Origin of the sequence: Motilimonas eburnea, assembly GCF_021295345.1 — a bacterium.
Taxonomy (GTDB): Bacteria; Pseudomonadota; Gammaproteobacteria; order Enterobacterales; family CBDFNC01; genus Motilimonas; species Motilimonas eburnea.
In genome coordinates this window covers 129,025-140,526 of the sequence record NZ_JAIMJB010000013.1, presented here as the reverse complement: position 1 = coordinate 140,526, position 11,502 = coordinate 129,025, and the positions used below count along the sequence as shown (strand labels likewise).

At 46.9% G+C, this 11,502-nt stretch carries 13 protein-coding genes; 7 read left to right on the top strand and 6 right to left on the bottom strand.

Annotated elements, in window-relative coordinates:
- The coding region (locus tag K6Y21_RS14105) for a transposase family protein (RefSeq protein WP_233072483.1) at positions 1–227 on the bottom strand (227 nt) is incomplete at its 3' end.
- Between K6Y21_RS14105 and K6Y21_RS14100 the strand changes: the two genes are divergently transcribed.
- From K6Y21_RS14100 to K6Y21_RS14085, 4 genes are all read left to right on the top strand, one after another.
- Entirely contained in the window at positions 201–992 is a 792-nt protein-coding gene (locus tag K6Y21_RS14100; RefSeq protein ID WP_233072482.1) for a hypothetical protein, read from the top strand. The two genes, K6Y21_RS14105 and K6Y21_RS14100, sit on opposite strands and share 27 nt — an antisense overlap.
- 203 nt (positions 993–1,195) lie before the next feature.
- Positions 1,196–2,035: a DNA replication terminus site-binding protein gene (locus K6Y21_RS14095; RefSeq protein ID WP_233072481.1), complete on the top strand. Its 840-nt coding sequence runs from the start codon at positions 1,196–1,198 to the stop codon at positions 2,033–2,035.
- Positions 2,036–2,213: 178 nt separating this feature from the next.
- The gene (locus K6Y21_RS14090; protein WP_233072485.1) at positions 2,214–4,526 is read left to right on the top strand and encodes a YgiQ family radical SAM protein; all 2,313 of its coding nucleotides are present in this window, start codon (positions 2,214–2,216) and stop codon (positions 4,524–4,526) included.
- Positions 4,527–4,664: 138 nt separating this feature from the next.
- The gene (locus K6Y21_RS14085) at positions 4,665–6,218 is read left to right on the top strand and encodes a right-handed parallel beta-helix repeat-containing protein (RefSeq protein WP_233072480.1); all 1,554 of its coding nucleotides are present in this window, start codon (positions 4,665–4,667) and stop codon (positions 6,216–6,218) included.
- 55 nt (positions 6,219–6,273) lie between these two features.
- On the opposite strand, the gene K6Y21_RS14080 is transcribed toward K6Y21_RS14085, so the two are convergent.
- Both K6Y21_RS14080 and K6Y21_RS14075 read right to left on the bottom strand, forming a co-directional pair.
- The gene (locus K6Y21_RS14080) at positions 6,274–6,837 is read right to left on the bottom strand and encodes a lipid-binding SYLF domain-containing protein (RefSeq protein ID WP_233072479.1); all 564 of its coding nucleotides are present in this window, start codon (positions 6,835–6,837) and stop codon (positions 6,274–6,276) included.
- Positions 6,838–6,907: 70 nt separating this feature from the next.
- Complete coding sequence (locus K6Y21_RS14075; protein WP_233072478.1) at positions 6,908–7,219, bottom strand: putative signal transducing protein; 312 nt, start codon at positions 7,217–7,219, stop codon at positions 6,908–6,910.
- A 115-nt stretch (positions 7,220–7,334) separates the two neighbouring features.
- On the opposite strand from K6Y21_RS14075, the gene K6Y21_RS14070 reads away from it, so the two are divergent.
- The gene (locus tag K6Y21_RS14070; protein WP_233072477.1) at positions 7,335–7,595 is read left to right on the top strand and encodes a DUF5062 family protein; all 261 of its coding nucleotides are present in this window, start codon (positions 7,335–7,337) and stop codon (positions 7,593–7,595) included.
- A gap of 2 nt (positions 7,596–7,597) precedes the next feature.
- Here the strand turns inward: K6Y21_RS14070 and murQ are convergent, their stop codons facing one another.
- Together murQ and K6Y21_RS14060 are read right to left on the bottom strand one after the other, a co-directional pair.
- Complete coding sequence (gene murQ, locus K6Y21_RS14065) at positions 7,598–8,494, bottom strand: N-acetylmuramic acid 6-phosphate etherase (protein WP_233072476.1); 897 nt, start codon at positions 8,492–8,494, stop codon at positions 7,598–7,600.
- A 7-nt stretch (positions 8,495–8,501) separates the two neighbouring features.
- Positions 8,502–8,816 carry a DUF2956 domain-containing protein gene (locus K6Y21_RS14060; protein WP_238486417.1) on the bottom strand — a complete coding sequence of 105 codons (315 nt, stop codon included), beginning with the start codon at positions 8,814–8,816 and terminating at the stop codon, positions 8,502–8,504.
- A 255-nt stretch (positions 8,817–9,071) separates the two neighbouring features.
- Here K6Y21_RS14060 and K6Y21_RS14055 point away from each other — a divergent pair, with 255 nt between their 5' ends.
- Both K6Y21_RS14055 and K6Y21_RS14050 read left to right on the top strand, forming a co-directional pair.
- Positions 9,072–10,133: an ethylbenzene dehydrogenase-related protein gene (locus K6Y21_RS14055; protein WP_233072474.1), complete on the top strand. Its 1,062-nt coding sequence runs from the start codon at positions 9,072–9,074 to the stop codon at positions 10,131–10,133.
- 50 nt (positions 10,134–10,183) lie between these two features.
- A complete protein-coding gene (locus K6Y21_RS14050; protein WP_233072473.1) occupies positions 10,184–10,915 on the top strand; it encodes an Aq_1264-related membrane protein in 732 nt (243 codons plus the stop codon).
- A 7-nt stretch (positions 10,916–10,922) separates the two neighbouring features.
- Here K6Y21_RS14050 and K6Y21_RS14045 read toward each other — a convergent pair whose 3' ends face one another.
- Positions 10,923–11,489: a dihydrofolate reductase family protein gene (locus K6Y21_RS14045; RefSeq protein WP_233072472.1), complete on the bottom strand. Its 567-nt coding sequence runs from the start codon at positions 11,487–11,489 to the stop codon at positions 10,923–10,925.
- Positions 11,490–11,502: the final 13 nt, after the last annotated feature.

Below are 11,502 nucleotides of genomic sequence, written 5' to 3'. Positions count from 1 at the left end.
CGGGCGATAGTGTCGTCTACCGGCACTCCATCAACGAGAAAGCCATGCTCTTTAAACCAATCGTGGTGGCCTTCAGCATAGTCGTGGATTTCAGACCATCCTTCGGCACCAGCGATTACTCCACATAGGGTTACAAACAACACATCATGTAGAGGATAAGTAACCTTAGCAGACTGTCTTTGATCAGCTATAGAGCTAAAGTGAGAGGTAAAGGCTTCAAGATACATGTCATACTCGCGCAAAATGAGTATAAGATCACGATCGTACTTGGGGGTCAAATAAAACCTAATAATTGTTTAAAAAATGTTCGCGATCTTGCCCTGGATCATGAGTTATGGACGCTTCCACCAGAACTGATCCAAACTGCTGGACGCGTGAACTATCCAGGTCAGGCTTTCCTCTACACAACGTTCAGTACAGACAATGCAGGCTCGCTATTACAACTGTTAGAAGAGCTGGCCATCCAACCAGGCGAAACAATTGTAGCCATCTACTATAAGCTCAAAAGGGGAATGAAACTGACTATCCCAATTTCCAGTGCATTATTCCCGGATATCAAACGTCCCAGCGATCTTCCTAGTAAAAGAGACTGGTACAGCGATTTTTTGATAAGTGAGTTTTTAATTAACCCAGAGCAAGGGCGTCAGCACCGCTACCTGTCAACAGCAGCCATAGCAAATGACGTATTGTTTCTCCATCAGAATATACCGAACAACAATTACACAGATAAAAATGTCATTGCTTATCCATCATGTGCAGTGGAGCGTGCTATCCCTGGCGCTTCTGGTAGGTTTATGAACCTAGCTATTGGCGCTGAGCTTGCCAGAGAGCGTTTATATGTCTCCCATGTAAGGCGATTTGTAATTGAGGACTATACTGGGCTTAATCCAGGAGAGGTTAGTTTGCATTTTAATCATCAGTCATTGGGGAAGCTTTCAAGAGAGGGAGACATCCTCTGGACACATAATCCTGACTTCAAAGATAATGCCTAACGATCTTAAGTATCTTGAACCTTGTACTTTTGAGTATCGTTAGCCGTGACCTAGCAATTAAGAGGTGTTATTAATTGCTGAAAAGAGTTTGATTGCCTTAAGCCCACTTTAGGCCCACCAAGCGATTGTTGTTCAAGGAGCAGCAGTGCTGCTGGCCTTGATAAATGCTAACATGCAATATTTCATTAATACGTTAAAATACGATGCAGCTTGCCGATTTACTCGACACTTTAGATCAACAACTTGCCCAGCTTGAGCAGTTAGTGCTTAACGGCCCTAGCCGGCGGGTGGATATTTATGAATTGCCCGTTTATGACAAGGCGCAAAACACCATTCCGAACCAAGTGCCGATCAGCTATTGCGGTGGTGAGGCTGGCCGTAAACTGGGCTGGTCGCGCATTAAGCAATACAGCGGCGATCCTAATACCAATTTAAAAGTGACGCGCAAGGCAGCGGGGTTTATCTGGCTGGATTGCCCGCCTCAGGTATTGGCCGAGCATTGCGAACGGGTGAATCAAACCAAGCAGGCGATAAAAGACTATTTAAGCTCATTGAGCAGTCGCCACGTACGGTTTAATCAGGTGCACACCTTGCGTCCCCATGCCATTACCTTGCAAATTACCCGCAAGGTGCATTATTGCATCGAGCCCTTAACCAGCATTCGCTTTAGCTGGGCGACTAAAACCAGCAATGTGCGCGCCAATACCGACAAAGCGCTACACCAAGCTGCGCAAATTTTGCCAGCCGATGCCGCCATTGAAGAGCAAGCCAAGGTGAAGGTGCTCGCGGCCAATATCGCCAAAGATCGCAACAAAAGCGTGTCGTTTCGCCGCCGCTTGGCGCCCACGCCGGTGATCCATTTACGTTTTGCCGAGCAGCCCCTGCATCTATCAAGCAAAACCAAGCAAATCACCAACGCTACCCCCATTTTGATCGCTGGCGATAGCAGCAGCCTAAAAAGTGTTGGCCAATTGTTACCCTTTAATAACGAGGCAGAAAAGAAAATTAGCTATAAAGCGCAGCAAGTGATTATTAAAAAGTAACCGTTAGACCAAGCGATTAAATATTGAACACTCATGGGCTTAGGTAAAAGAATGATCAAAGCATGAGTGAGGGGTTTTTTAGCATAGTGTTAACACAACAAATTAGGGTATAATTTGCGCCCCAAAAGTTGTGGACCAAGTTATGCCAGCCCAAATTCAAAAAACAACGTCAATTCAAATGGGTGCCGAAATCGGCCTGTTTGATTACCCCAAATATCGCCCCGATCTTAAGCCTGCGCCGTTTTTGCCCATGTCAAAACGGGAAATGAAGCAGCTAGGTTGGGACAGTTGTGATGTGATTTTGGTGACCGGTGATGCGTATGTCGACCACCCTTCTTTTGGTATGGCCGTGATTGGCCGTATGCTAGAGTCACAAGGCTTTCGCGTTGGCATTATTGCCCAGCCCGATTGGAGCAGCAAAGACGCCTTTATGACCCTTGGTCGCCCTAATCTGTTTTTTGGCATCACCGCGGGCAACATGGACTCGATGATCAACCGCTATACCGCGGATCGCAAATTACGCAGTGATGATGCTTACACCCCGAATAACGAAGGCGGCAAACGCCCCGACCGCGCCGTGCTTATCTATTCTCAGCGCTGCCGCGAAGCTTATAAAGAAATTCCTATCGTGTTGGGTGGCATTGAAGCCAGCTTGCGCCGCCTTGCCCATTATGATTATTGGTCGGATAAGGTGCGCCGCAGCGTTTTGCCCGATGCCAAGGGCAGCATTTTATTGTTCGGTAACGCCGAGCGCGCCTTGGTTGAGGTTGCCCATCGTTTAGGTAAAGGCGAGCCCATTACTGACATGACCCGCATTCGCGGCACCGCCGTGATGCTAAAAGAAGTGCCAAGCGAATATAAGGTAGTGGATTCATCACGCATCGACACCCCGGGCAAAGCCATGGTAATGGCCAACCCCTATCAGGTTGAGCCAGAGTGCGCCAGCGATGCCAGTGCCGCCGAAGAAAAGCCCAAACCCATTCGCGTGCAAACCTCGCGTCACGATGCCAAACATACCGTGGTGCGTTTGCCATCGTTTGAAAAACTAAAAAACGATCGCATTTTATATGCCCATGCAAGCCGAGTTATGCACCTTGAAACCAACCCTTGGTCGGGTCGCGCACTAGTGCAACAACACGCCGAGCGTGAGCTTTGGGTGAACCAAGCGCCGATTCCATTGACCACAGAGGAAATGGATCGGGTATTTGGCTTTCCCTATGCCCGTGTACCGCATCCCAGTTACGGCAAGGCGAAAATCCCTGCCTATGACATGATCAAAACCTCGGTCAATATCATGCGTGGCTGTTTTGGTGGCTGTTCATTTTGCAGTATCACAGAGCACGAAGGCCGCGTGATCCAAAACCGCTCGCAAGAGTCGATCATTAAAGAAATGGAAGACATTCGCGAAAAAGTGCCGGGCTTTACCGGCACCATTTCCGACTTAGGCGGGCCAACGGCAAACATGTATCGCTTGGGATGCTCCGATCCTAAGGCCGAGGTGAATTGTCGCCGTCCGTCTTGTGTGTTTCCAAAAATTTGTGAAAAGCTCAATACGGATCATCAGCACACCATAGAGCTATACCGCGAAGCGCGCAAAGTGAAAGGCGTGAAGAACGTGATGATAGCCTCGGGCGTGCGCTACGATCTGGCCATTGAGTCGCCGGAATACGTTAAAGAGTTGGTGACCCATCACGTTGGTGGCTATTTGAAAATTGCCCCTCAGCACACCGAAAAAGGCACCCTAGATCTGATGATGAAACCGGGTATGGGCGCCTATGACAAGTTCAAGGAAATGTTTGAAAAGTACAGCCGTGAAGCAGGTAAGAAGCAGTATTTGATCCCCTACTTTATTGCCGCGCATCCGGGCTGTACCGACGAAGACATGCTTAACTTAGCGCTGTGGCTTAAGCAAAACGAGTTTGAGTGCGATCAGGTACAAAACTTCTACCCATCGCCCATGTGTAATGCCACGGCCATGTATCACGCAGAAACCAGCCCACTTTCTCGCGTTAAATACAAAAAGCGTAAGCCATTAACGGTAGCCAAGGGCGAGCGCCAGCGACGTCTGCATAAGGCCTTGTTGCGCTATCACGATCCACTAAACTGGCCGCTGCTGCGCGAAGCCTTAACCGAGATGGGTAAAGCACACTTAATTGGTGAAAAGCCGGGATGTTTGATCCCATCCGCCGAAGCCGAGCACATCAATGTGCGTGGCCACCGCCGCCAATCTGGCCGTCACGGCAGTAATCGCTTTGCCACTAAGCACCCTAATCAACCTGATATTCGTAAAGATGGCCAAAACAAGGGGCGCAAAAAGCCGGCGGGCGCGACCATCAAATCGAGTTATCAAGGTAAACCGACGGGTAAAGCTAATGGCAAGCCTACCGGTAAACCTACGAGTAAGCCGGTAGCAAAATCGGGGGCTAAGCCAAATAGCCGACCAAAAAAATCGGCGCCACCGAGTAAAAAGCCGTCACGACAAGGCCGCTAAACGCCTCTAGCCCTGTTTATCCAACAGGGCTTTTTTTTAATCCCAGTCGCAATATTCACCTCAACAATATGCAACTTGTTGCTCATTAATTAATTACAGGTTATCTTCACTGCATCTTTCGTTAGTGTGGAATTTTGTATGCGCCTTTCTTTACTTTCTTTGGCTTTAATTGGCCTGACATCAACGCTCACCGCTTGTGGCGGGAGTGGCTCGTCAACTAGCCCAAGTGAAGGTGAAACACCGACCCCTGCCCCTTCTATCGAACCGTCGGTAACACCCACAGTGATGCCGTCTGTCGCGCCATCCTTGGAGCCATCCTTGGAGCCTTCCACAGAGCCGAGTCTCGCGCCCACGCCTGAGCCCGATGCGGTGAAGATCCAGATCAAGCCGATCCCAGACAACGGCGGCGATGTGATCATCACCCCAGCGAAAAGCGAATATCAGATTGGCGAAACCATCACCATCGAAGCGAGAGCCCGAGAAGGTTTTATATTCAATGGGTATAGCTCAGGTGAGCTGCAAACCAGTGAGCTTGTGGTGAGTCAAGGCTTAGACTTGGTTGCCGAATTTGTTGAAGATAGCCAAACCGTGGTTGATATCAGCAGCAATGAACAATTGCATCAAGCCTTTACACAGGCCAACCAACAAGGCGGCCATACTCTATTGTTACTGGCCGATGGCGATTATCTGCTAAATAGCACCTTTGTGGTCAATACGCCTAATATAACCCTTCGGGGTAAATCGGGGGATCGCAGTAAGGTGCACATTGCAGGCCCGCAATACAACAATATGTTTTTAGTGCGCGACAGTCATTTTAAAATTGAATATGTCACCATAGGCGGTGCGCCGCTGCGTGAAAGTGGCTTTATCCGCAACCATGTGGTGCAAATTCAAGGTGAGCGTAATGCCGACTACTTTACCTTACGCCATAGTCGTATCATTGATTCCCAAGAGCAGATGATCAAGGTGTCAACGGATTCCAGTAATCCAGATGTCGCTTCGGATTTTGGTTTAATTGAGCATAACCTATTTGAATTCACCACAGGCGAGGCCTTGTGGTGGTACACCGGCGGCATTGATGCCCACCGCGCCCACAACTGGGTGGTGCGTAACAACACCTTTAAAGACATTCACAATAACAACCCTAAACCGGGTGAAAATACCGCATTGACCGAAGGTGCCATTCACTTTTGGTCAAACTCCAAGGGCACCTTGATTGAAAACAACGTGATCATCAATTGCGACCGCGGCATTATGCTCGGCCTAGGCACCAGCGGCCACTATGACGGTATTATTCGTAACAACTTTATTGTGACCAACAAGGACGTGGGCATTTATTTATCCCATGCCAGCAATACGCAGGTGTATAACAACACGGTTTGGCTCGACAGTAACTATGCCAACGCCATTGAATATCGCTTTAGCGATTCGGTGAATAATCATATTGCTAACAACTTAACCAATGGCTTAATTCGTCAACGCAATGGCGGTCAAGCCACGGTAGAGTTTAACGAGACCAATGCACAAAATGACTGGTTTGTGAATGCAGTGGCGGGTGATTTGCATTTAACTAAAGCCATCGACTCTGTGCTAGGTAAAGGCACACCGTTAGAAGGGGTGACAACCGATATAGATGGCCAAACGCGAGATGCAAAAGCGCCCGATATCGGTGCCGATGAAGCGCAATTCTAGCCATAAAAAAAACCGCGTTGCCAAAGCATACGCGGCTTTTTCCTATCAATAGCGATTAATTTAAATCGTCATTTTTATAGTACTTAGTGCCTTGCAAGGTTGCCTGTAATGCCAAACCTTTTTGGGTTAGCTGGTAATAAAGCACATCGGGGTTAATGCTCAAAGCTTCATCAATGGCACCGCCTTCTTCGCCCTTTTTCGCCGAAGCATCAGCTTGACCAGAAAAGTCCCAGCCATTTTCAACAAAATTGTTAAACGCAGATTTGGTTTTGAAAATGAAGATGCCGTTGTAGTTTTTCGCGCCTAACCCTAATCCAGCACCGGCAGAGAACATGTCCATGTAGGTACGTTTGCCAGAGGCTCGCTCAACGGCGACACCACCCCCACGCGCTGTCGAAAGCAGTAATAGGTTAATACCCGTGTTAGAAAACACCGCATAGCCATAAGATTTATTGATGGCTTTTTTGGCGCTTGGATGGGCTTGGTATAAGTTACTGATGGCTTCTTTTGCCATGGTATTTATCTCATCACGTTGCTCTTGCACCGAGGCTGCATTAGCCAAGGGAAACACCAATATACTCATTAACAATAATGGAATAGCTAATAATACTTTTTTCATACTGACCTTAATTCAAAGGGTTAAAAGTAATTACAGACTAGCTAAACAGCGTGATTGACGCCAGTTTTTTTCACTGTTCAGACAACAATTGACCGCACTGCCAGCACAGTTCAAAACTGGCGTCATTCGTTTCTCCACAGTGGCCACAAATCCAGTCAGGTTGGGCCGCTATTTGACTCAGGGCCGCGATCACCCCTTGGGCTTGTTGCCACTTGCCCTCTTGGGTAAGCCATAACTGGGGCCAACAATCAAACACGGCAATGTCACCCAAGGCGCCTTGGCTGAACTCATTTTTAATCACCGTATCAATGCCTGCCTGTGCCATTAAGTTTTTAACATGATTAACCATCAACAGACTTTCATGGGTGTAGATTAATTTCATAGTTACATCAGGCTCTAGGTTAAGATCTTCAATTGCATAAAAAAATGCTTGGCTAAACACAAGGTTTAGTTATAGTGACTTTATCACCCGTGCCCAATAAGAGCAGGACCTGAATATGAAAAAAGTAAAAAATGAGGCGCAACTATTAAAAAAGGCGTTAGAGATAGGATTAAAGTACGCCGAGCAACGTGGCTACGGCAAGCTTGATAGCCATATTTCACAAAAAGACAAAGTGGAAGTGGTTTATCGCTTGCTGGTGCAAGACAAACAAATCACCCCTATCCCTGCCGACAAAGAAGACGGCCAGCAGCTAAAACATAAATTGATCATCTGGATCAGCCGGATGTTACCGGCCGATCATGAATTACTAAAATAGGCCTAGACGATACACGGACGAATAAAGCCTTGATGCGAGGAAAGTAGCGCCTTTGCTTGCTCAGCATCTAATTGAGCTAAGATCATCACTATCGCCGTTTTACAGTGGCCATCAGCGGCCTGCAAAGCTTGTTCAGCAATATCACGGCTGCACTCTGTGGCCGCCATCACAATGTTTTTTTGCCGCTCCACCAGCTTAGCGTTGGTGGCTTCCACGTCTACCATTAAGTTGCCATACACCTTGCCAATGCGGATCATGGCGCCCGTGGTCAGCATATTTAGAATCAATTTCTGCGCTGTGCCCGCTTTCATTCGCGATGAGCCGGTCACGACTTCTGGCCCCACCACGGCGCATATGGCAATGTTAGCAAGTTGCGCCATTTCGCAATCCGGATTACACGCCACGCTGATGGTGGTTGCACCTAAGCGATTAGCATAGGCCATGGCGCCAAGTACATAAGGGGTGCGACCACTGGCCGCGATGCCCACTAATACATCTTGCTGATTAAAGTTAATGGCCGCTAAATCCTGCTGGACTTGTTCGAGGTTGTCTTCGGCGTTTTCTACTGCGGCTAAAATGGCGCGATGACCACCGGCAATCAGCCCCACCACCTGATTGGGGTCGCTGCCAAAGGTGGGCGGGCATTCGCTGGCATCCAATATACCTAAGCGCCCTGAGGTGCCCGCGCCAACATAAATGAGTCGCGCACCTGTTTGTAATGCCTTGGCTATCACATCAACGGCTTGAGCTATGTCAGGTAAGGCCTTGGCTACCGCTGCTGGCACTTTTTTATCTTCGGTATTGATCACCTTTAACATGTCGATGGTCGACAAGGTATCAATGGCCTCACTGGCTGGGTTTCGCGTCTCGGTAACTAAGTTTTGTAATTTGATACTCATACGGTGCCTATGGGTGTAATAACAGAAAATAGCCAATGAAGCCTAGCCAACTTAACGCAAGGAGCAACCAAGGTAACCGACTTGCCCCCTGACCTGGCCTGCTGTCAGGCTCTGACTCTGATGGGCTTGCTAGCGACTGGGGCTGAACTTTGGCATCATGACTTTGCTGCTGTGCTAGCTTGCGTTTTTGCTTATCCAATTCACGGGCTTTTTCTTTATGGCGTTTTTTATATTCTTCGATACCTTTTTGAATGCCTTGGGCAATTAATTTGGTTTGCTCTTTGGTCTGCCCCGGTCGTTGAGTTGCTTTGGCCACTTGCATGGCTTCTTCAACCACTTGGGGTGAAACTTTGTGTTTAACCACGGTATTTCCTCTATCTTTAACTTCTTAGTTTTGGCCCAACTAGCCTATTGATCTAAAAACAATTAAACAAAGCATGCAAAAAAGCTTGATTTAAGTACGAAAATTTGACCTTAAAAGTACTGCCTTAAATCAAGATACCTTGGTTTAAACAGCCCTGTCTTGCCAATAACCACTACCCTTATATTGAGTACACACTGTTATTAAGGTGCCAAGATGAACATTCAAATTAAGCCAACGCTCACCCTTATAGTGATTGGCGCAAGCTTGGTGAGTTTAAACGCCGTTGCAACCTCTGAAAATGAACTCACTAGCTATTCAACCAATCAAGCCATCGTTGTCGATGGCATAGCTGAGTCACAGTGGCAACAAGCAAAACCTTTATTAATCACCGTCGATAAAATGCCCTATATCGCTAATCCTTACCCTGGGATAACGCAAACACAAGTCAGCATTCGATCGCTTTATGATGATCAATTTGTCTATTTCTATATGGAGTGGCAAGACCCAACCCATAGCCTATATCGTTACCCATGGATAAAACAAGCCGATGACAGTTGGAAGCAACTAAAAAATAAAGATCAGACCGATCATGAGAACACCTACTACGAAGACAAGGCTGCGATATTTTGGGATATCAATGCTCGAGGCTTTAGTAAAAAAGGCTGTGATATTGCCTGCCACATGGCTGACGAAGCAGGTATGATCAACGGCATTAAACAAACATCTGCTGGACGCAAATACACCCGTAGCGAAGGCCAAACCATCGATATGTGGCACTGGAAATCCGTCCGCACTGGGCCAACCAAGCAATTTGACGATCAATTCGTTGATTCAACCAAAGACCCTGCCAGTAACAGAAACTGGGGCCGTAAAGGCGATGACAAACTAAGTGGTGGTTACAAAGATAATATCAACGTAGACAAAACAGGCCCTGCCTATGGTAATGCTATGTTCGATCAACAAACTCATTATGCCATTACCGAGTTAATTCCTTTCACCGATAACTTTAAGGTAGATGATGCGGTGCCCGGCATTATCGTAGAGGCCTTTACCGGATCCCGTGGCGATATCAGCGCAGTAGGTGTTTGGCAAGATGGTAAATGGCACTTAGAGTTTAAACGTCTACTCAAAACGGATGGCAGTAATGCCGCAACCCAAGATGTTCAATTTTCCGATCTCACCCAGCCTTATCACTTTGGTATCGCCATTTTTGATAATGCCCAAATTAATCACATCTATCACGAGGGGGTACTTGTACTCAAGTTTGCAAAATAAGTCATGGCAAGGATGCCTGATGATTCGTTAGATAAAAACCGGAGGCCAAAATGAACTTAAGCAATTGCGCCACCAAACTTGCAATTAGTGGCTACTTGGTTAGCGTATTACTTGCGACATTTGCCGCAGCAGCTTTAATTTGCTTACAATTTTCAGGGCCTTCGGCCGGCTTACCTATCCCTAAACTTGAACACCTGATCGCCCATTATCATCAATCTCAACTTGTTGCTTCCTTAAAAGGCTCTATGTACCCCTATGTCGCCGATGACGATGATATTGTCATCATTGAGAATTGGATTAACGCGGGAGCTGCCGATAATGACGTATTTAGCCAGCAGGTGATGCCCATTCTCGAATACGATTGCCAAAGCTGTCATAGTCCCAATTCCACCAAAACGGGGGCTGCGCCTAAGTTGCCCTTGAGCAATTATGCCGATGTTACAGCGTTTACTACTGCTGGTTATTCTTGGCATAGATTAGCCAAATCAGCGCATATTCATTTATTCGGTATTGCCTTGGTTATTCTGCCATTAACGCTGTTAGTCGCTCAGTTAAAGCTTCATGCTAAGGTGAAATACAGCCTAATTGCGCTAGCTTGGAGCGCTTTATGGCTCGATATTGTCAGTTGGTGGCTAAGTAAATACAGTGTGATCTTTGTATACAGTATTATCGTAGCTGGCACCATTGAGCTAACTCTAGTTAGTTTAATGTGTTTTATCTGCCTGTACAGTTTGTGGTTTTGCGCAAACAAACAAGACGATAATCAGACTCGCTCGTGTTAAGCACGGTTTATTCGTAGCAGACGTCATATTTAACTTGAATAAAGTCATTCGGGAAAGCAATCGTCTGGGAGTTAGAGAGCTTGATGCTCCCGTTTGTTTCCCCAAACAGCGCAATGCCTTTACCCAACAAAACAGGTGCTTTGGTAATGGTCATTTCATTGATGAGTTGTAAGTTTAAGAAGGAGGTGATCGTAGATCCTCCATCTATATATGCATGTTGATAACCCTGTTGTTCAAGATTTCGGATGAGTGTTTTTACATCGCCGGCATACATTTCGACTCTAGCTTGTAAATTCTCTGGCGCCTTAGCTACCGTTTGGCTTAAAACGTAGATCTTTAAATTCCCATAAGGCCACTGCTCATCAGACAGATTAAAGCTAGAAATCATTTCCATACATTTTCGTCCCATAATCATGCAATCAACCTGTGCGAGATAATCCTTAAACCCCATATCAGGATCCACACTCATATCGGCTTGCGTATTCCCTGCGCTATGTAACCAACTCACATCCCCCTCAGGCGAAGCGATAAATCCATCTGCGCTCGTTGCTATGAAAACAGAACATTTCATCATTAACACACTCCAT